General features: G+C 63.5%; 21 protein-coding genes. 13 read left to right on the top strand and 8 right to left on the bottom strand.

Features of this window, described 5'->3' with window-relative positions; translation table 11 throughout:
* Positions 1 to 26 precede the first annotated feature (26 nt).
* From WIMU1_RS08665 to WIMU1_RS08655, 3 genes are all read left to right on the top strand, one after another.
* Positions 27 to 1,544 (top strand): amidohydrolase, encoded by a 1,518-nt coding sequence (locus tag WIMU1_RS08665; RefSeq protein WP_062796477.1) that lies wholly within the window; start codon positions 27 to 29, stop codon positions 1,542 to 1,544.
* Between the two features lie 118 nt (positions 1,545 to 1,662).
* Complete coding sequence (locus WIMU1_RS08660) at positions 1,663 to 3,195, top strand: SulP family inorganic anion transporter (protein ID WP_062796475.1); 1,533 nt, start codon at positions 1,663 to 1,665, stop codon at positions 3,193 to 3,195.
* On the top strand, positions 3,195 to 3,569 hold the full coding sequence (locus WIMU1_RS08655; RefSeq protein WP_062796473.1) for a MerR family transcriptional regulator: 375 nt from the start codon (positions 3,195 to 3,197) through the stop codon (positions 3,567 to 3,569). Before WIMU1_RS08660 ends, WIMU1_RS08655 begins: the two co-directional genes overlap by 1 nt.
* Positions 3,570 to 3,581: 12 nt before the next feature.
* Here WIMU1_RS08655 and WIMU1_RS08650 read toward each other — a convergent pair whose 3' ends face one another.
* Entirely contained in the window at positions 3,582 to 3,791 is a 210-nt protein-coding gene (locus WIMU1_RS08650; protein ID WP_062797488.1) for a dodecin, read from the bottom strand.
* A gap of 146 nt (positions 3,792 to 3,937) precedes the next feature.
* On the opposite strand from WIMU1_RS08650, the gene WIMU1_RS08645 reads away from it, so the two are divergent.
* From WIMU1_RS08645 to WIMU1_RS08630, 5 genes are all read left to right on the top strand, one after another.
* Positions 3,938 to 6,121 (top strand): FUSC family protein, encoded by a 2,184-nt coding sequence (locus WIMU1_RS08645; protein ID WP_062796471.1) that lies wholly within the window; start codon positions 3,938 to 3,940, stop codon positions 6,119 to 6,121.
* A gap of 189 nt (positions 6,122 to 6,310) precedes the next feature.
* Positions 6,311 to 6,484, top strand: coding sequence for a hypothetical protein (locus tag WIMU1_RS26150; RefSeq protein WP_157366792.1), 174 nt, complete (start codon positions 6,311 to 6,313; stop codon positions 6,482 to 6,484).
* A 111-nt stretch (positions 6,485 to 6,595) separates the two neighbouring features.
* Positions 6,596 to 6,952: a UBP-type zinc finger domain-containing protein gene (locus WIMU1_RS08640; RefSeq protein ID WP_023954512.1), complete on the top strand. Its 357-nt coding sequence runs from the start codon at positions 6,596 to 6,598 to the stop codon at positions 6,950 to 6,952.
* Positions 6,953 to 7,045: 93 nt separating this feature from the next.
* Entirely contained in the window at positions 7,046 to 7,927 is an 882-nt protein-coding gene (locus tag WIMU1_RS08635; protein ID WP_062796469.1) for an alpha/beta fold hydrolase, read from the top strand.
* A gap of 199 nt (positions 7,928 to 8,126) precedes the next feature.
* Positions 8,127 to 9,692, top strand: coding sequence for an MFS transporter (locus WIMU1_RS08630; RefSeq protein WP_062796467.1), 1,566 nt, complete (start codon positions 8,127 to 8,129; stop codon positions 9,690 to 9,692).
* Here WIMU1_RS08630 and zwf read toward each other — a convergent pair.
* From zwf to WIMU1_RS08610, 4 genes are all read right to left on the bottom strand, one after another.
* Positions 9,689 to 11,161: a glucose-6-phosphate dehydrogenase gene (gene zwf, locus WIMU1_RS08625; RefSeq protein WP_023954515.1), complete on the bottom strand. Its 1,473-nt coding sequence runs from the start codon at positions 11,159 to 11,161 to the stop codon at positions 9,689 to 9,691. The two genes, WIMU1_RS08630 and zwf, sit on opposite strands and share 4 nt — an antisense overlap.
* 98 nt (positions 11,162 to 11,259) lie before the next feature.
* Positions 11,260 to 11,598, bottom strand: a complete 339-nt coding sequence (locus tag WIMU1_RS08620) for a hypothetical protein (protein ID WP_120802590.1) — start codon at positions 11,596 to 11,598, stop codon at positions 11,260 to 11,262.
* A gap of 271 nt (positions 11,599 to 11,869) precedes the next feature.
* Positions 11,870 to 12,283, bottom strand: a complete 414-nt coding sequence (locus WIMU1_RS08615; RefSeq protein WP_062796454.1) for a hypothetical protein — start codon at positions 12,281 to 12,283, stop codon at positions 11,870 to 11,872.
* 46 nt (positions 12,284 to 12,329) lie between these two features.
* The gene (locus WIMU1_RS08610; protein ID WP_062796452.1) at positions 12,330 to 12,911 is read right to left on the bottom strand and encodes a universal stress protein; all 582 of its coding nucleotides are present in this window, start codon (positions 12,909 to 12,911) and stop codon (positions 12,330 to 12,332) included.
* A 182-nt stretch (positions 12,912 to 13,093) separates the two neighbouring features.
* Between WIMU1_RS08610 and WIMU1_RS08605 the strand changes: the two genes are divergently transcribed.
* The 4 genes from WIMU1_RS08605 to WIMU1_RS08590 all read left to right on the top strand — a co-directional run bounded on the left by WIMU1_RS08605 (position 13,094) and on the right by WIMU1_RS08590 (position 15,975).
* Positions 13,094 to 13,762, top strand: a complete 669-nt coding sequence (locus WIMU1_RS08605) for a winged helix-turn-helix transcriptional regulator (protein ID WP_062797486.1) — start codon at positions 13,094 to 13,096, stop codon at positions 13,760 to 13,762.
* A gap of 148 nt (positions 13,763 to 13,910) precedes the next feature.
* Complete coding sequence (locus WIMU1_RS08600) at positions 13,911 to 14,756, top strand: TolB family protein (protein ID WP_245968897.1); 846 nt, start codon at positions 13,911 to 13,913, stop codon at positions 14,754 to 14,756.
* A gap of 91 nt (positions 14,757 to 14,847) precedes the next feature.
* Positions 14,848 to 15,321, top strand: coding sequence for a hypothetical protein (locus WIMU1_RS08595; protein WP_062796449.1), 474 nt, complete (start codon positions 14,848 to 14,850; stop codon positions 15,319 to 15,321).
* Between the two features lie 240 nt (positions 15,322 to 15,561).
* A complete protein-coding gene (locus WIMU1_RS08590) occupies positions 15,562 to 15,975 on the top strand; it encodes a hypothetical protein (RefSeq protein ID WP_147431356.1) in 414 nt (137 codons plus the stop codon).
* 51 nt (positions 15,976 to 16,026) lie between these two features.
* Here WIMU1_RS08590 and WIMU1_RS08585 read toward each other — a convergent pair whose 3' ends face one another.
* Positions 16,027 to 16,587, bottom strand: coding sequence for a TetR/AcrR family transcriptional regulator (locus WIMU1_RS08585; RefSeq protein WP_062796445.1), 561 nt, complete (start codon positions 16,585 to 16,587; stop codon positions 16,027 to 16,029).
* Between the two features lie 88 nt (positions 16,588 to 16,675).
* On the opposite strand from WIMU1_RS08585, the gene WIMU1_RS08580 reads away from it, so the two are divergent.
* A complete protein-coding gene (locus WIMU1_RS08580; RefSeq protein WP_062796443.1) occupies positions 16,676 to 17,422 on the top strand; it encodes an SDR family NAD(P)-dependent oxidoreductase in 747 nt (248 codons plus the stop codon).
* Between the two features lie 35 nt (positions 17,423 to 17,457).
* Here WIMU1_RS08580 and WIMU1_RS08575 read toward each other — a convergent pair whose 3' ends face one another.
* A complete protein-coding gene (locus WIMU1_RS08575; protein WP_062796442.1) occupies positions 17,458 to 17,880 on the bottom strand; it encodes a YybH family protein in 423 nt (140 codons plus the stop codon).
* A 117-nt stretch (positions 17,881 to 17,997) separates the two neighbouring features.
* Positions 17,998 to 18,855 carry an alpha/beta fold hydrolase gene (locus WIMU1_RS08570; RefSeq protein WP_084248111.1) on the bottom strand — a complete coding sequence of 286 codons (858 nt, stop codon included), beginning with the start codon at positions 18,853 to 18,855 and terminating at the stop codon, positions 17,998 to 18,000.
* Positions 18,856 to 18,863: the final 8 nt, after the last annotated feature.

Below are 18,863 nucleotides of genomic sequence, written 5' to 3'. Positions count from 1 at the left end.
ATATCTGTCGTGAGAAGCTGGGCGCCATGACCGTCTCATCCACTCTGATCCGCAGTGCGCGATTGGTTCCGGTCGGCCGACCAACCCCCACAGATCTCCCCGTCGACATCCGGATCGACGACGGAACGGTGACCGAGATCGCTGCCGGGCTTCGCCCACGCGGCGCAGAGACGGTGATCGACGCCGACGGCCGCTGGGCCATCCCCGGACTCTGGGACCAGCACGCTCACCTCACCTGGTGGGCCCAAAGCCGTTCCAAACTGGACGTATCCGGCACTTCAAGTCCTGGTGACGTGCTGCGCATCGTCGCCGACCACGTGGCGTCACTGCCCCACCCCTGGAGGTCCGGCGCGATCGTCGGCTACGGATTCCGAACGGCCACCTGGCCCGAACAGCCAACCGCTGCCATGCTCGACACCGTCAGCGGATCCCATCCGGTCATCCTGGCCAGCGGCGACGGTCACACCGGCTGGCTGAACACCAAAGCTCTTGCACTTCTGGGGGTTCCGCTTCGCGGCGGGCCACTTCTCGAGTCCGAGTGGTTCGATCTGCAACACCATGTCAGCGCCCTGACCGCCGCATCGGAGAACATCGACGACCTGCTGCGCGCGACCATCTCGGACGCAGCGAGCAAAGGTGTTGTCGGTGTCGTCGACTTCGAGATGGCTGCGGGCTACCTGGAGTGGCCGGAGCGATTTGCCCGCGGTATCGACCAGATCCGCATCCGGCCGGTGACGTATCCCGACAGACTCGACGATGTCCTGGCGGCAGGTCTGCGAACGGGCAGCGAACTCGCCGACGGACGAGGGTTGCTGACCATGGGTCCGTTGAAGATCTTCTCGGACGGGTCGCTCAACACCCGCACCGCGTTCTGCTGCGAGCCCTATACCGACACCGAACACCACACACTCGGCCACCAGGCGTACGACCACCAGTCCCTCGTGGAGTTGCTCTCCCGTGGGCACCGCGGCGGTATGGACATCGCCTTGCACGCCATCGGTGATGCTGCGGTGGGCCAGGCACTGAGCGCGTTCGAGGCAACCGGCGCGCGCGGCGGCATCGAACACGTGCAACTCATCCGCCACGACGACATCCGGCGGATGCGAGAACTGGGCGTACGGGCGAGTGTCCAGCCGGCCCATCTGGTCGACGACCGGGAGGTGGCCCGGCAATGCTGGTCCGACCGCACCGACCGTTGTTTCGCCCTTCGTTCGATGCTGCGGGGCGGTGTCACACTCGCGCTCGGCTCCGATGCACCGGTTGCCCCGCTCGACCCGAGGATCGCGATGGCAGCAGCCGTCGATCGGGGCGCCGACGCGACAACCGAGCCGTGGAACCCCGATGAGGCGCTCACCCCGGCGCAAGCCCTTTCGGCCAGTACTGATGGGCAGACCACGGTGGCAGTGGGCAGTCGGGGCGACGTGGTGCTGCTCGACGACAATCCGATCGCATCGGGTTCGTCGACACAGATGGGCGCTCGTCTGCGCGCACTCGGGGTCGCCGCCACCGTCGTCCGTGGCCGGCCCGTTCACCTGGCCCTGTAACGGCGATCGCGCCAGCACGGGTTGGGGCAAACCTCTCGTTACGGTAGGTTTGCGGGCGTCCCGGCCACGTCTGCCGGTCATCACTCCCGACTGCCCACATCTGCTCGAAAGGACGCGCGTGCCCAGCACGAACTCCGTCACCCATTCTCAGAACCCGCCGGCGACGGTGCGCGCGCTCGTGCGTTCACCACGCGATCTCCGGCGGGAGGTGCTGGCAGGTCTGGTGGTGGCGCTCGCGCTGATCCCCGAGGCCATCTCGTTCTCGATCATCGCCGGGGTCGACCCGCGTGTGGGGCTGTTCGCGTCGTTCACCATGGCCGTCACCATCGCCGTGGTCGGAGGCCGGCCGGCGATGATCTCCGCGGCCACCGGCGCTGTTGCGCTTGTCGTGGCGCCGATCGTCGACGACTACGGACTCGACTACCTCATCGCCACGGTCATCCTCGCCGGCATCTTCCAGATCGCGCTCAGCGTGATCGGTATCGCCAAGTTGATGCGCTTCATCCCCCGCAGCGTGATGACCGGGTTCGTCAACGCGTTGGCAATTCTCATCTTCGGAGCCCAACTGCCGCATCTCATCGGCGACGACATCCCCTGGCTCGTCTATCCCCTGGTGGCAACGGGTTTGGCGATCATCGTGCTGTTGCCCCGGCTCACCACGGCTATTCCCTCCCCACTTGTGGCGATCGTGGGTTTGACGGTGCTGGTCACTGCGTTCGGCTGGGATGTCCCCTCGGTGGAAAACGAAGGCGCATTGCCCGATTCGCTACCGTCCCTGTTGATCCCCGATGTGCCGTTCACGATGCACACCCTGTCGGTCATCGCGCCTTACGCACTGGCGATGGCCCTCGTGGGACTGATGGAGTCGCTGATGACAGCCAAGCTGGTCGACGACATCACCGACACACACTCCGACAAGACCCGCGAAGGGTGGGGCCAAGGAGTGGCCAACGTCGTCACCGGGTTCTTCGGCGGCATGGGTGGCTGCGCGATGATCGGTCAGACGATGATCAACGTCAAGCAATCGGGCGCGCGAACCAGGCTGTCGACGTTCCTCGCGGGGTTGTTCCTGTTGATCCTTGTGGTGGTTCTCGGCGACATCGTCGGTGTCATCCCGATGGCCGCCCTGGTCGCCGTGATGATCATGGTGTCAGTCGGTACGTTCGACTGGCACAGCGTCCATCCCCGAACCCTGCGGGTGATGCCGTTTCCGGAAACTCTTGTCATGCTGGTCACCGTTGTCGCAACGGTTTTCACCAGCAATCTCGCCATCGGCGTCGTTCTCGGCGTGCTCACCGCGATGGTGTTGTTCGCCCGCCGGGTCGCACATCTCACCACGGTCACGCCGGTCACCGAAAACGACCCCGAGAGTGCCGATTTCGCCGAGGTGCGTCGCTACCGGGTCACCGGACAGCTGTTCTTCGCGTCGAGCAATGACCTGGTCTATCAGTTCGACTATGCGGGCGATCCCGACAGGGTCATCATCGACCTGAGCGATGCCGACGTCTGGGATGCGTCGACGGTCGCCAGTCTCGATGCCGTACTGGGTAAGTACCGGACGCGTGGCAAACAGGCCACGATCGTCGGGCTGGAGGGCGCGGGGCTCGCGCGCCTCGAACGGTTGTCGGGTCGACTCGGCGCATCCGACTGATGGCCGGCGACCGCATGAAGGTGGGCGAGGTTGCCGATCGGCTCGGCCTGTCGGTCCGGACTCTGCGCCATTACGAAGACATCGATCTGGTGGCACCGACAGCCCGCACCGAAGGCAACTTCCGGCTCTACACCGAAGACGATGTGCGACGTCTGCTGATCATCCGGCGGATGAAACCACTGGGCTACAGCCTCGACGAGATGCGCACGTTCTTACGCGCCGTGGATGCACTGCACGGTTCCGACAAGCCGGATCCCGCTGCCCGTACCGTCATCGACGAGGTGAGAGCCGACGCCCGAAACCGCTACGAACGCCTGCTCACCCACGTCGACTACGCCACCGAGTTCATCGGCATACTCGACGACCTCGACTGACGATGGAACTCCTCAGTCCTCCAGTTTGAAACCGACCTTCAGGGTGACCTGGAAGTGCGCGAGCTCTCCGTTCTCCACGTGTCCTCGGGTCTCGATCACCTCGAACCAATCCACGTTGCGCAGCGACTTGTTGGCCCGGGCTATCGCGGTCTTGATCGCATCGTCGGTACTTGTTGTCGACGACCCGACGATCTCGGTGACGCGGTAGACGTTGTCGCTCATGCGAATCTCCATTCTCGTTCTGCTCGGCGAGGGTTTCTGATCTCTCGCCCAACCCACGTTAGGCGATTGCGGCGCCGCACGACATCGATCTCGACGTCGGCCACCGTTGCCCCGTGGAATCGGACTCCTGCCGTTACCATCACGCCATGGGCTTGCCCGTCCCGCGTCGACTGCGCTCGCTGCCTGCGGCCGCGCGTTCGCGCGACCACGGTTTCGATGCGCTGCGGAGGGCGGTTCGCACCGCGATCATCGTCCCGATCGTGGCTGCCATCGCCGTGCATGTCGGCGGCCCCCAGACTCCGTTGTTCGCCATCTTCGGCACCATTGCGCTCCTGGTGCTGGTCGACTTCCCGGGCAACCGCACTCGACGTGCCGTCAGCTTCGCCGGCCTCGCTGTGGTGGGATACGTATTCATCACCGTCGGAACGATTCTGGCGGCGCCTGCATGGGTGGGCGTGGTCTCGATGCTGGTGGTCGGGGTGGTGGTGTCGTACCTGGCCATTCTCAGTTCGAGTTTCGCCGCGGGCCAGCGAGCTGCTCTCCTCGCGTTTGTCCTGCCGGTGGCAGTTCCCGATGTCGGCCCCATCTCCGACCGACTGCTGGGTTGGACTCTGGCCCTGGTGTTCTGCATCCCGGCTGCGCTGTATCTCCTGCCCCCGGATCACCACGATGCGCTGCGCCGCCGGGCCCGGGAAGTCTGCGATGCCCTTGCCCAACACATCGCCATGAGCGACACCGACACCGCGTCCACCGCGCGAGTCATGGACGCGATGAACAAACTGCGTCAGGTGTACCTGGGTACCGACAGCCGACCTACGGGGCTCACGGCCGGCAGTCGAGCTCTGGCGCGCGTGGTGGACGACCTCGAATGGCTTGCCGCTCAGACCACTCACGGCCAGAACCGGTTACTCGAAGAAGTCCGAGACCCGGCCTCGGCGGTCCTGCGTCGTTGCGTCGAGGTGCTCGGCGAAGGGCGGTCAACAGAAGACGATGACCTGTATCGGCAACGACTCGTCTGCACAGCAACGGACCTGACCTCGGTGTTGCGAAACCGATTCGGTCACAACGTCGAACAGATCGCCGCCGAACCGAGCGAGTCCGAGGCGGAGGCCACTGGCGCCCGACTGCTCACGGTTCACACCGTCGGCACAACAGTGGCTCTCGTCGGGCGGACCATCGCGTGGTCGTCTGCTGCCGATGCGCGGCCGATGATCGCCAAGGTGCTGGGCAGGCAGTTGCCACCGACCGGCGCAGCAGATCTCGTGCTGTCCGAAGTCGAGGCCACCCGAAAAGCCGCGTCGTCGGTCGTCATAGCCCGGTCTGTGATCGCCCGCAACGCCCTGCGCACCGGTGTGGGCCTCGCTGCCGCAGTGGCCCTCATTCAGATGGTGCCGGTGCAGCACGGGTTCTGGGTGGTGCTGGGCGCGATGTCGGTTCTGCGCAGTAGCGCCCTGACCACGGGCTCGAAAGTCGTACGGGCAGTGGCGGGAACCACCGCGGGGTTTGTCATAGGCGGAGCCATCGTCGTCGTGTTGGGTACCAACGGCACCCTGTTGTGGGTTCTGCTTCCGTTTGCAGCTTTCGGAGCCGCCTACATTCCCAAGGTCTTCTCCTTTGCCGCCGGTCAAGCCGCGTTCACGGTGCTGGTGATCACCATGTTCAACATTCTCAAGCCCAGCGGTTGGCACGTGGGCCTGATCCGCGTCGAGGACGTTGCCATCGGATGCGCAGTGGCAGTGGTGGTCTCGTTTCTCCTCTGGCCCCGAGGTGTCGCAGCGACGGCACGTGCGGCCATCGACGGCGCAACCGGCCAGTACCTGCAGTACCTCGATGTTGTGGTGGGCCGATTGCTCCGGGCCGCCGACCCCTCGGCGAACGCCGACGTCACCAAGCATCGCAACCTGAGTGTCATTGCTTATCGCACCGCCGATGACGCAGCACGCCAATATCTTTCAGAAAGTGGTGGGCCCACAGACGAGCGAACGCCCATGCTCCGAGCTTTCGGACACGCCACTCGCCTCCGGGTGGTCGCCGATTCGATCGCAGACCTCCCGTTGCCGCCCGACCCAAACGGCCATCCGCGACTTCGGGCGGTGGTCAGGCGCCACACCGACAAGATCCGGACCGGCCACACGCCGCACACCGACGGCGGAGTCGGGATCGCCGAAGATGCTGTCTCGGCTCTGCGCGCGGACACCGCCGATCACCCATTGGACATGGCCACTGCGCGACCACTGATCGGCACATGCGCGTATCTCGGCGAACTCGAACTGATGTACGGCGCTGCTGAGCCGTCCACTCCGTCCCCACTGAGCCGACCGAGCAGTTAGCCGCCTGTCCCACAAACGGTCGACTCCGAGCGGCTCACGCACGGAAAATCGGTTGCCCCGCGCCATCTGAACCGCCGACACTGTCCTGGCCTGCACAAACACTGCCGAGCGATCGCTTGGCAGGATATTTGCCAATACTGTCAATTCAGACACTGTTGGCGCGATGTATTCGAACGGATAGTTGCTGCCATGGACATCTTGGTGATCTTGGGGCCGGCCGTGGTTGCCGGATTGATTGCGACGTATCAAAATCGCACGTCGCCGCGGGCGTCTTTCGACGCCGGATCTGGGATGAGCCGGGCCCGTACCGAGCTCGAACTCGACCTGCTCGATCGAGGCAACAAGGGGCGCAATGTCGGCTGAGTCGGTCTGGTGGGGCTACGCGGTGGACGCGATCCGCGGTGGACAAGATGCGCAAACGATCGAACACTGATCTTGTGGTCGAGTAACGATCGATGAGCGAGAGGGCCCGGAATGACAACTCCAGACATCAACCCGTCGGTGCCGCCCAGCGGTTCCGGTTGCGTCGAATGCGACCAGACGGGTAGCTGGTGGTTCCACCTACGCCGGTGCGCAACGTGCGGTCACGTTGGCTGCTGCGATGATTCGCTGTCCCGGCACGCCTCACATCATGCCGCCGACACGGGTCATGCCGTCATCCAGTCGTTCGAACCTGGTGAGGATTGGTTCTGGAATTACGCCACCAATGACTACTACCGCGGCCCCGAACTCGCTCCGCCGCACGCGCACCCCGTCGATCAGGCGACGCCGGGTCCGAGTGATCGCGTGCCGGCCGACTGGATGAGTCGGCTGAAAAACCGGACCGACTGACCGGGTTCGGGCTCTCGTAACGGCCCGGAACGGTGGCGGCACGATGTCTCTGACCCGTAGCCTTCACATCACCATCGATGTGGAAGGGGCACCATGGCTTCGGAGTTCGACCTCCTGACCGAGAACGCTGCCGAACTGGATATCGACCTCGATCCCATCCCCGAGGTGACCCGCATCGACACCGATGTGGATGGCAACGTGGTCAGCAGCGTCCAGTGGACCGCCGAGTCCCCCCGCATCGTCTTCCTCCATGGTGGCGGACAGAACGCCCACACCTGGGACAGCGTGATCCTGGCACTGGGCCTGCCGGCGCTGGCCGTCGATCTGCCGGGGCACGGCCACTCCGGCTGGCGAGAAGACCACGACTACCGTCCGCAACCGAATGCCCTCGCCGTCGCTCCGGTCATCCGTGACCTCGCCCCCGACGCCGAACTGGTTGTCGGGATGTCGTTGGGCGGACTCACCACCATCGCCATCACCGCACTCGAGCCCCGCCTCATCCGACGGGCCCTGATCGTCGACGTGAGCCCCGAATCGCCAAAACGGGTTGAGCAACTGAGCGGAGCCGATCGAGGCACTGTAGCGCTGGTCAGCGGACCCGACACGTACGACAGCCGCGACGAACTGATCGAGCTCACCGCCGCAGCGGCACCCGGACGCAGCAGGTCGTCGATCCGTCGCGGGGTCATCCACAACACCCGCGAGCTCGACGACGGCCGCGTGCAGTGGCGCTACGACAAGATGCGCGAGAGCATCGAACCCGGGCCACTCTGGGATGCCTTGTCGGCCAGCACCATTCCCCTCACGCTGGTCCGCGGCGGTGCGTCGGCTTTTGTCACAGACGACGATGCCGCCGAGATCGTCCGTCGACGGCCGGGCACCGAAGTGACCTCGGTACCCGGAGCGGGGCACTCGGTGCAGAGCGACGCCCCACTGGAGTTGGCCGCGATCATCCGGTCGACGCTGGGCTTGTGATCGCAGGCCGTTTCCCTGGGTTGCTTCGATGAACACAGCCCGAAGACTGCGGAACAGTTCGACGATCAAACCCTGAGCTGCGCGCCCGGTCGCGGGATACTCTTTGCGCACCCTGTTGTTTTTCATGTGGATGTTCGTTCGATCACCATCGAGTCAGACTGCTTGTCTGGTGCCCCGGCACCGACGAAGGGAGCCACCCTTGACGGCCACCGTGACATCAGAAGCACCACCACGCGCGAAGGTGGTGCTGGGCACCCTGATACTCGTCGCCGGGGTGGCCAACATCAACCTTGCGGTCGCCAACGTCGCACTCCCCGACATCGGTAGAGCCTTCGACGCGGGTGCCACCGGCCTGAACCTTGTCGCAGTGGGGTATTCACTGGGATTGGCCGCGTCCGTGCTGTACTTCGGCGCTCTCGGCGACCGGCACGGCCGTAAACGAATGCTTGTCTTCGGCATGTTGTTGTCGATCCCGGCCTCGTTGGTGGCCGGCTTCGCGCCCTCGATCGAGGTGCTGTTCGCTGCGCGCCTGGTGGGCGGAATCGCTGCCGGACTGGCCTTTCCGACGACGCTGGCCGTCATCACCGCACTATGGTCGGGCCCGAGTCGCACTCGCGCCATCGCCGCGTGGTCGGCTCTGGGTGGCGCGATCTCCTCACTGGGGCCGATCGTTTCAGGTGCATTGCTCGAGGTGTTCAGCTGGCACTCGGTGTTCCTGGTGACACTGCCGCTGGCCGTGGTGGCGCTGGTGGCCGCGATATTCCTCGTACCATCCGATTCCGGCGATGCGTCTGAGTCCGTGGACAACCTCGGCGGCGTGCTGTCCATCGTGTTCGTGGGCGCAATGATCCTGGCCCTCAACTTCATCCCGATGTCGGGCGCCGGATCGGCGGTGGGTGTACTCGCCGCGATCTCTCTGGCCGCCGGTATCGCGTTCTTCGTGCGGCAACGTCATGCCCCCACACCGTTGTTCAATCTCTCGATTGCCAGTCGCCGCACCTTCTGGGTGGCCGCCTTCGGTGGCGTGGTCGTGTTCGGCACGCTGATGGGTGTCATGTTCATCGGCCAGCAGTATCTCCAGAATGTGCTGGAGTACTCGACGTTGGAGGCCGGCACCACCATCGTTCCCGCCGCGATCGGAATGGTGCTCTTCGCGCCGTTGTCCGCCCGGATGGTCGAGGCGCGTGGTTCACGCATCACTCTGCTGGTGGGATTCGTGTTCATCCTCGCCGGTCTCGTTGCGGCGTTGACGATGTGGACCGAGGATGCGCACTACTGGCAGATTGCTGTGGCGTACGCGTTGGTCGGGATCGGGGTCGGCTTCGCCGGCACGCCGGCATCGCGGTCGCTGACCGGATCGGTGCCACGCTCGCGCGCAGGTATGGCGTCGAGCATGTCAGACCTGCAACGCGATCTCGGTGGGGCCATCATGCAGTCCATCCTGGGTGCAATCCTGACCGCCGGATACGCCCGCGACTTCACCAAGTCGATCTCGGATTCGCCCGACGCGTCCAAGGTCACCGACGAGACCGAAGCCGCTCTCACCAAATCGTTTTCGAGTGCCGAGGTGCTGGCCGAGCGTTATCCCGAGTACGGCAAGGAGATCATTGCCGGCGCCCGCGATGCGTTTGTTCACGGCGACCACCTGGCCTACGCCGCGGCGATCGCCGTGGTGCTGGGCGGCGCCGTGGTGGTGTTCTTCGGTTATCCCAAGGTCGATGACGAACGCCGACTCATGAAAGAGTATGCGCGCGAGGGGTCTTAGCTCTGTTTCTTGTTGCGCCAGATCCTCTCGAACGGCAGGCGCCAGGCGTGGGGCGCGATGAGTTGATGAATGGCGTTTGGCCCCCAGGAGCCCTGGTCGTAGCTGCGCACCGGCGGCGGGTTCTCGAGCAACGGCGCCGAGACCTCCCACAGACGCTCGATGCCTTCGGCTGTTGTGTAGAGCGTTCGATCGCCCTTCATCGCGTCGAGGATCAAGCGCTCATACGCCTCGAGCACAAGTCCCACCTGATCGGTCTCCTGCATGGCGAACTGCAGACTCAGCTTGTCGAGTTTCATACCCGGTCCCGGTCGCTTGCCGTAGAACGACAGCGACACCTTGAACGCGTCGGCCAGATCGAACGTGAGGTGGTCCGGACCTTGCTGTCCCACACCGGAACCCGGCGGGAACATGCTCTTGGGTGGCTCGTGGAAGGCGATGGAGATGATGCGCTGGCCTTCGCCGAGGCTCTTGCCCGTGCGTAGGTAGAACGGCACGCCGGCCCAGCGCCAGTTGTCGATCTCGGCCTTCAGCGCCACAAACGTCTCGGTCTCGGATTCCGGCGCCACGCCGGGCTCGTCGCGGTAGCCGGCGTATTGGCCGCGCACCACATTGCGTGGATCGAGCGGTCGCATGGATCGGAAGACCTTGTTCTTCTCTTCGCCGATCGGTCCCGGCGCCAGAGCGGTGGGTGGTTCCATCGCAACGAACGCCAGGATCTGGAAAAGGTGTGTCACCACCATGTCCCGAAACGCGCCTGTCGACTCATAGAAGTGGGAGCGGCCCTCCAGTGACAGCTTCTCTGGCACATCGATCTGGATGTAGTCGATGAAGTTGCGGTTCCAGATCGGTTCGAACAATCCGTTGGCGAACCGGAAGGCCAAGATGTTCTGCGCCGACTCCTTGCCGAGGAAGTGGTCGATACGAAAGACCTGCTCTTCCTTGAACCATCGGTGAATGGAGGCGTTGAGTGCCACCGCACTCTCGTGGTCGGTACCGAAGGGCTTTTCCATGATGACGCGGGATCGCTTGACGAGATCGGCTGCGTGCAGCATCTCCAGCACTGCCATCGCCGCCTTCGGCGGAACACTGAGGTAGTGCAACATGCGCGCTTCGCTGCCGAGCGCATCGAGTTGCACGCGTACGCCGGCCGCGAGCGCCTCAGCCCCGTCGCCCTGCGGCACGTAGGTCAGGTGCTGGGCGAACTCGGCGGCAGCCTCAGGCGTGAACATCCTGCTGGAGAACTCACTGCAGGCCTTGATCGCGACCTCCCGGAACCCCTCGGTGTCGAAGTCGTCCAGCGATGTACCGACGATTCGCAACTCGGGTGCCAGCTTTGACAAGAACAGGTGGAACAGCCCCGGCAACAGCTTTCGCCGGGCGAGGTCACCTGTGGCGCCGAACAGTACAACGACGTGGGGGGCGAGGTCCCGCTTCTCTTTGCTGCCGCGGGCCTCGATCAGTTCGGTCACACCAGTGATGGTCCCACCTCAGGGGCATTTGGGCGCGCCAACTGTCAGTTGGGCCGGGGGAACACCGAATTGAGTGAGCCGTGCGGCCTCGGCGTGCTCTAGTCCTCCAGGTATCCGGTATTGGGGTCGATCGAGCTGAGAAAGTCTCGGATCGAGCTGCGGTAGTGACCGAGTGTGTCGACTCGCCGCGGCGGTCGACGTTTGGTTGCTTGGTCTGCTGGGACTTGCGCGGTCTCCAGCGCACCTTCCGAGAATCCGTAGCCGGGGTTGGGGCCGTTGTCCCAGTTGTAGTCGTGCCCGCCGTCACGTTCGGTGATGGTGAAGGTCTGACCGTCGACCGTGAGGATGATCGGGAGTGGAGGGACGGTGTCGTCGGGGGCCGCAGGATCAATCTGAACAGGTGGGCCGGTGTTTGATGATGTGACGGTCTGCCGCACTTCGGAGGTGCTGGGAAACCCCGTGCCAGAATCGCTCGGTGCAGGCGGCAAGCACGCATGCGGCAACGGTGAGCGCGGCGACACCTGCTGTTCTCATGTGGTCCCCCTGATGACGTGGCTACGAGGAAGTATGCAGCATTGCCTCGCGGTGGCTGGGAACGAGCCCCCGCACAACCTATTTCACTGAACCCGCAGCCGCTTGGGACCACTGGTACGACCTGGCTTTACAGATCTCCGTCCCCACCGGTGACCTAAACACCCTGCAGTCCAACTAGTTACGCCGACGACAGACTGCGGCCCGCCGGGGCAGACGTAGACACACACTCTGGGCACGTGCTGCGGCTAGGCCTATGGCGGCATAGGTCGCGGTGAGAACGATCATGAGGGCAACAGGTCGGCGCGAACTCGGTTGCCGGAACGCCTGACTGATGCCCGCGGTGGTGTCGGAGATGTCGATGGCAAGCGATAGCTTGGCCCACCGTGCCCGCTCGTGTGGAGTGGCGGTGAGGTAGCCGGTTCCCATTGCAACTGCTCGGGCGCCATACACGCGCGTCATGTATGACAGTTCGTCGGTGGGGCTTACAACTCCGACGGCGGTGGCGAACGCTCGTGGCGCGACCAGAGACGTCACGCCGAGAATGATCCGTCCGGCGGCAAGGGCTTTCATCATCGATGGCGCGTGCATGATTCCTCCTGCTGGTTCCGGTTTTTGACGGGGCTTGCTGGTGTTTTCACGCGGTCGCAGGCCTGTGCAGTGCACGCCATGCCTTCGTCTGGTTGCGCAATTGTGTGGTTGACGCCGGCCGGCTTCGCAGATGTGTAGTTCCGTCAGTGGCGATGAGTGCAACGTCGCTGGGTAGTCGTCGAGCCAGACGACGTACCAATCGGCTCGGACTCTGCCCGGACATACCGGCGATGATGGTCGGACTTTGATACCGCTCGGCGGTGCTGAGCAGCACGCGGACGGGATCGCCGCGGAGGTAGAGCGCGGCGAGGGGCCGCAGACCGGCTACAAGTGCCACCTCCGTACCTCGGCGCAGGACTTCATCGACAGTTGCCCGGTCGGTGAGCAGGTACGCCTCCGCCTTCAACGCGTCGTGCAGTCGGGTCGGGCGCGGCGGTGGGGAGGGCGCTCTGATCGCGCACACGAGAATGACGTCCGCGGGCCCACCCGCCAATCGGCTTGCTGCTGTGATTGCTCGAGTCGATTCCTCTGAACCGTTGCAGCCGAGAACAATTGGCCCGTCCTGGCGGGTTGTCGTGTGGGCCACGAACTGGCCTCGATAGAAGTGGGACAGCATCTTGTCGGCCATGGCCAATCGCCTCACAGTGTCAGGGGTCCTGGGTTTGCGTGTAACCCGAGGGGGCGCCGATGGTTGACGTTGCCTCGCGGGCCGTCGTGCTGATTCGACTCTTACATAAGATTTAGAAGTGCACAAGTAAAAAATTGAAGTCTCCACTTTTGTAACCACTGTCCTGGGGTACGGTGGTGGCCATGGTGCGACGTAGCTACGACCAGTTCTGCGGGCTTTCCCGTGCGCTCGATGTGGTCGGCGAGCGGTGGACGTTGCTGATCGTGCGCGAGCTGATGTCGGGGCCGAAGCGGTACTCCGACCTCTCGGACGTGCTGACCGGCATCGGCACCAGCTTGTTGGCGTCGCGACTCAAACAACTCGAGGTCGACGGGATTGTCCGGCGGCGGTACCTGAGCCCGCCTGCCGCTTCGACCGTCTATGAATTGACCGACCCCGGCCAAGAACTCGCAGACGCGATGGTGCCGTTGGCGTTGTGGGGGGCTCGACATCACACCAGCGAAGATCCGAAGTCTGATGAGAGTTTTCACGCCGAGTGGTCACTGCTGTTCCTCGCGCGCATGCTCGACAAGGAATCACTTCGAGGAATGACTTCGAGGTTCGAGTTCAACGTCGGCAATAGCGTTGCGACACTACAACTTCAAGATGGGTCTCCCCGCGTCCAAGCGGGGCCGCCTCAAACGCCCGCAGACGCGGTCATTTGGACGGAGCCGCCGACAATGGCTGCCATCGCCGGCAATCGGATGACCGTAACCGAGGCCATCGAAAACGGACTCGTCAAGATTGATGGCGACCCTGACACTTTGCAATCGCTCCTCGAGATGCTGGAGGCCAGCCTCGCGCAAAGATGAAGCAGCTCAACCAACAGCATGCCTCCACTGACCAGGCCTGCCTCACATCCGTCCTCAGCACCGCGAGTTCGAATCACGGTTTGTCTGAGCATGTCATCATCACCCAATGCGGTTCATCCGGTTAGTGTCCGTCGCCATCGCCGTTCTAGTGGCCGCGACAGCATGCGCGGACGACGCCCCGCCCGCGCCGACGCCGGTTCTTATTGCTTTCGACGACGGACGGGGTCAGGTATTTGTGGCCGATGCGGACGGTGGTGGCCTACGCCAAGTCACCCCGACCCTGCGTGATGACACGTTTGACATGCAATACGCAAACTTCGCCGCCCTGTCGCCGTCCGGCAAACAGCTTGCGTATACCCGCGGCGGTACCCTCATCGAATTGGTCGACCTCGGGTCGGGCGAGTCCAAGACAATCCGGGACGGCGGTTACCAGCCTGCCTTCTCGCCGGATGAGTCCACCATTGCTTTCGCGAACAACGGCGCCATTTACGTCATGGACAGCGACGGTTCCGATATGCGTGTCATCGCTCAGCACGAGGCGGCCTCCGATCCCGCATTTTCTCCTGATGGCTCGCGCGTCATCTTCGTCGTTTCCGGGTATCTCGTCGAGGCACCGACAGCACCGGGACCATCGAGAGTCGTTTTGCGCGATCAGTTCTGGAACGCAGATCCCGTCTATTCTCCCGACGGCTCGACCCTCGTCTTCTCCAGCAACCGGGGCGGGAACAACGGATCGGAGATCTATTCGATGCCCGTGACAGGCGGTGACATCACAGCGCTTACTGCCACCTACGCCATAAGCCCGGCGTTCACACCTGACGGGTCGCGCATCATTTACACCAGGGCGGCCACGGACTCTGGTGAACTCGTCACCGACATAGCTGTCCCGACTCGCGCCGAGCTCGCCTCGATGAACCCCGACGGGTCCGATCAAAAGCGGCTGACGCCGCAATCCATTACGGCCCAGGGTCCGAGTGTCGCGGGCGGACAATGAAGTGTTTGAGCTGCTTGGCCGACGCCGGCACGAGGGCCGGCGTCGGGGCCGCACCAATACTTGCTCTGAGAAGGACGGCTAGGCTCCGCTTGTGCTGGCACTGAGAGCGGTTTGGTGGAGTTTGGCTCTGGCGGCAGTGATATTCACGATCTGGACTGCGATGTCGCCAGTTGAGGGTGTGTCACTGTCGTGTTCTAAGTCCGGCGAGTTGGGTCTCGACGGAAGCCAAGCCGCGCTGCAGTGCGATGACTCGATCCTGCGCGTCTTTGGTTCGTGGCCGTTGGTTCAGCTCGGGCTGATGTTGGCAGTGCCTCCCGCCGTGGCGGCCCTGGCGATGAAGCGCTGGGTGTCGTGGCTGGTTGTCCTCACATTCGGCGTGTTGGCATTCATAGCGATAGCAAACTGGGCGTCATTCTGGATTCTGTTGGGTTTTGCAGTTCCGATGGCGGCCGTCGGCTTGTTAGTTGCCTTTGTGCAGCACTTCGTTCAACCGCACCGTCCAGGAGGCACTTTCGCCCCTCCAGCACCGACGCCGACGCATACTCAACCTGCCCGCCCAGCGTAAGGAAGCGATCGAACGACCGGCAGGGCAGCGCGGTGTTCACGGATTATTTCGTCAGCGACACGAAAGTTATGGTGCCGCAATCTGTTACGTGAATCAACGAATGTTGCGTTGGCACCGGGTGGGTACGCCAAGTCCACGAGCTGCCGCTTGACATCTTTTCTCCAGTTTGCCGATGTTGCACTCGCAGTGCGGCGTACAGTCCGGGTTCAAAGCGTAGTGACAGGCCAAGGGGGCAGATCCATGCGTATGAATACAACTGTTCGGGCAATCGGCGTCGGGGTCGTTGCAGCCGGAGCTGCGGCATTGGTAATCGGTGTCGGCCCCGCCGCTGCCGCACCGGAATCCGGATCAGCGAGTGGGGGCAGCGCTGACCTTTCTGTGACAATCTCCTCGAGCTTCGACACCTGCCACCTGACGGTCACAAACCGCGGCCCCGACACCGCCTACAACGTCATCGCTGGGCCCAGCAGCCTGGTCGCGCTGCTGGCAGGTGGGCCGCCGCGGTATCTCGGCAACATGGCCGCCGGCCAATCGCTGACCGAATACTTCGGAGGTTGCGGCTACATCGCCGGGGCGCCCCTGACGTACTTCGCGCTGTCCACCACCGGTGACCCCGCCCCAGCGAACAACACTGTCACGTACAACATCAATTAGGCGACCGGGTTCAGCAGCAGGTCGGCGTGCGGCATCTGAGACGTCTCCGACTCAGGATCGGGCCTGCAACATCCGCTCGACTGCGGTGACCACCGATTGCCGGTGAGCAGCAACTCCATCTCCATCAGTCTCGTATTCGTCAAGTCCGGTAAGCCCTTTGGGCGACAGCTGCCAGGCTTGCGCGATGGCGTAGATGAAGACCAGGACGTCGACGGCCGACAATGGTTGGGCCGCGTCCGTCGCGACGGCGAGTGCCTTGTCCCGATAAATCTCGCTGGGCTCAGCAGTTGCTTCTGGCCGCTCGAGCTGAGCCCACATGCTCAGCCGAAGTACTTCGGGGAAACGCTGATGATGGTCGAACACGTCACCGGCCCAACCGGCAAGGTCTTCAGGGCGCGGCGGGACGTTCTCGGCCATCCGACGTAGCGCCGCTGCCAGGGTCGCGTCGAACAAGCCGCTTTTGCCGCCGTAGTACGCGTAGATCATCCGAACGTTGCTCTGCGCTTTGGCAGCGATCCGCTCTACTCGCCCACCCGCAAATCCGTGCGCGGAGAATTCGTCGGTTGCCGCAGCGAGAATCCGTTCCTTGGTCGCCTCGGCGTCGCGGGCCATGGTTCACTCCCTGCTTCGTGTTGACGGGCATTCCAACACGATCTACCTTACAAGTAAGTATTCATTTACTTATCTGACTGGAGAAGCCATGACCCGTATTGCCCTCGTGACCGGCGCCAACCGTGGACTCGGACGAGCGACCGCGCTCGCTCTGGCCCGAAACAAGATCAGAGTTGTCACGGCCTCGCGGGGCGGTGGAAGCGAGGTCGTGGATGAGATCGTCGAGTTGGGCGGCGAAGCCATCGCGGTTCACCTGGATGTCGCGGACCTCGCCTCCATCGAGGCGGCGCGTGTCACCGTGCTCGCCGGCATCGAGCGCGAGTGGAGCGCCAGTACCGTCGACGTACTGGTCAACAACGCCGGGGTGGGCCTGTTCGCGCCGCTTGACGCCATCACGGTCGATGACTTCGACGCCACCTTTGCCGTCAACGTCCGCGGTCCGCTCTTTGTCACCCAGGCTTTCCTGCCACACCTGTCGGAAGGGGCAAGCATCGTGAACGTATCGAGTTCGCTCAGCCGGCACGTCAGCCCGGCAACCTCCGTCTACGCCGCATCAAAGAAGGCCCTCGAAGCTCTTACCCGCAGCCTCGCTGCGGAACTCGGCCCTCGGGGCATCCGGATCAACTCGATCGCGCCCGGCCCCACCGCAACCGACTTCAATGGCGGAGCCATGCGCGACGACGAAGCGATGCGCGCGGGATTGTCCGGACAAACCGCGCTCGGGCGAGTGGGCGATCCAGCTGAGATCGCCGACGCGATCTCAGCCCTGGTGTCCCGCGAGTTCCGCTGGGCGACAGGCGAACGCATCGAAGTATCCGGCGGTGTGTTGCTGTGACGGGGGACCGCGGGCCCTCTAGCTCGTCGATCGATTCATACGACGAGTGTGTTCTGCCGACGCCAAATCACCCAACGACCCTCGCGACGGACAAAGACATACAACGCGTTCATCTCCGGGGCACTGCCGTCGCGCGCGTCCTCCGAGGTGGACCACGCGTTCTTGCGAGCGACGATGACGTCTTGGGCCAGCAGCGTGACATCGACCAATTCGTAGTAAGCGGTCGCGTCTCTCAGAAACCCCGACGCCAGGCCATCTTTCGTGGACTCCTCGATTGCCCGGCGACCTTCGAGAACCGCCCCACGGGCGTTCACGACGACCGCGTCGTCGGCAAGATGCGAGTTCATCTGAACAGGGTCGTTGTTGTTGAACCCCTCTTGAACATCGGTGATGATCCTTCGGATTGCGTTGACATCAGCGGTCTCTGGCGCCACGATGCGGTCTGATTGTTGAGTCATGACACGACGCTAAGACTTCAAGTGAGCATGAAGTCAATACTCGGCTCATGCGCATACGACCGATTCGCTGCGGCAAGCTAGTTTCTCGCGAACCAGTTCAGGGTGAGCTGCTACAGACTATGTTTGGGGGCCGACCGCTGTTCGTACGCGTTGACAGAAGTCGACGATCACTCTGACGGGTTCCTCGGGGTGCGTGCTCAACCCACCGTGCGCTGCATCCGCAACTACGACGTGTTCGCATCCAGGAATGCTGCCGGCCGCGGCCCGTTCGGTGGCCGGCGGGAAGAAGACGTCGTGTTCGAACGCAAGGGACAGAGCAGGAACCGCGATGGCCGAAAGCGCATTGAGGTGTTCGATCCGGTCTCGGGACCAGTCTCGTGATGCTGAGAGCTGCCCAGCGAGGCCGTCGACACTGGTCCACCGGCTACCGTCGTCGCCGAGAATGTCCTGCCAGCCGCTGACGGCCTGCGGATCCTGGACCGTTTTGATGGGCAGGGTGGTCATCAGCAATTCGAAAGTACTGACGGCGGTCGGCAGCGCCCCCGTCGACTCGATGAGGTCGAGCTCCATGGTGTCGACCAGCTCGAGGATCGGCGACGGGTCGAGCCCGGCCATCAATACCGCTGCGGAAAAGACAGTCGGATGTTGCCTCAACAAGGCTTGGGCAACGTAGCTACCCAGGGAGTAGCCGACAACGACAACGTCCGAATCATGTCCGAGTTCCCGCAGAACCTCGATTGCATCGGCAGCAAGATCCTCGACCGAGTAGGGCGCAGGTGGAGCTGATGACGGCGGAATGCCGCGGGCATTGAAACTGATCACCGAGAAGCCTGCGTCGACCAATTGAGTAGATAGGCCGGAGAACTCCCAGACGATCGCCGGCATCCCCAGACCCGCGAGGAGTAATAACGGCTGACCTTCGCCAGCCACACTCACGCCTACTCGCACACCGGTCTGTAGTTCGATTTCATCCATAACTGGCC

The sequence above is a fragment of the Williamsia muralis NBRC 105860 genome, from assembly GCF_001598915.1.
In the GTDB taxonomy this organism is placed as follows: Bacteria; Actinomycetota; Actinomycetes; order Mycobacteriales; family Mycobacteriaceae; genus Williamsia; species Williamsia muralis.
The sequence above is the reverse complement of the archived record's forward strand: the minus strand, read 5'-3'. Positions and strand labels throughout refer to the sequence as shown.

Bases quoted from the DNA above. Each gene is read 5' to 3' on its own strand.
- WIMU1_RS08665 (WP_062796477.1), top strand. From the start codon at position 27: ATGACCGTCTCATCCACTCTGATCCGCAGTGCGCGATTGGTTCCGGTC.
- WIMU1_RS08655 (WP_062796473.1), top strand. From the start codon at position 3,195: ATGGCCGGCGACCGCATGAAGGTGGGCGAGGTTGCCGATCGGCTCGGC.
- WIMU1_RS08650 (WP_062797488.1), bottom strand. From the start codon at position 3,791: ATGAGCGACAACGTCTACCGCGTCACCGAGATCGTCGGGTCGTCGACA.
- WIMU1_RS08645 (WP_062796471.1), top strand. From the start codon at position 3,938: ATGGGCTTGCCCGTCCCGCGTCGACTGCGCTCGCTGCCTGCGGCCGCG.
- WIMU1_RS26150 (WP_157366792.1), top strand. From the start codon at position 6,311: ATGGACATCTTGGTGATCTTGGGGCCGGCCGTGGTTGCCGGATTGATT.
- WIMU1_RS08640 (WP_023954512.1), top strand. From the start codon at position 6,596: ATGACAACTCCAGACATCAACCCGTCGGTGCCGCCCAGCGGTTCCGGT.
- WIMU1_RS08635 (WP_062796469.1), top strand. From the start codon at position 7,046: ATGGCTTCGGAGTTCGACCTCCTGACCGAGAACGCTGCCGAACTGGAT.
- WIMU1_RS08615 (WP_062796454.1), bottom strand. From the start codon at position 12,283: ATGCACGCGCCATCGATGATGAAAGCCCTTGCCGCCGGACGGATCATT.
- WIMU1_RS08610 (WP_062796452.1), bottom strand. From the start codon at position 12,911: ATGGCCGACAAGATGCTGTCCCACTTCTATCGAGGCCAGTTCGTGGCC.
- WIMU1_RS08605 (WP_062797486.1), top strand. From the start codon at position 13,094: ATGGTGCGACGTAGCTACGACCAGTTCTGCGGGCTTTCCCGTGCGCTC.
- WIMU1_RS08590 (WP_147431356.1), top strand. From the start codon at position 15,562: ATGCGTATGAATACAACTGTTCGGGCAATCGGCGTCGGGGTCGTTGCA.
- WIMU1_RS08585 (WP_062796445.1), bottom strand. From the start codon at position 16,587: ATGGCCCGCGACGCCGAGGCGACCAAGGAACGGATTCTCGCTGCGGCA.
- WIMU1_RS08580 (WP_062796443.1), top strand. From the start codon at position 16,676: ATGACCCGTATTGCCCTCGTGACCGGCGCCAACCGTGGACTCGGACGA.
- WIMU1_RS08575 (WP_062796442.1), bottom strand. From the start codon at position 17,880: ATGACTCAACAATCAGACCGCATCGTGGCGCCAGAGACCGCTGATGTC.
- WIMU1_RS08570 (WP_084248111.1), bottom strand. From the start codon at position 18,855: ATGGATGAAATCGAACTACAGACCGGTGTGCGAGTAGGCGTGAGTGTG.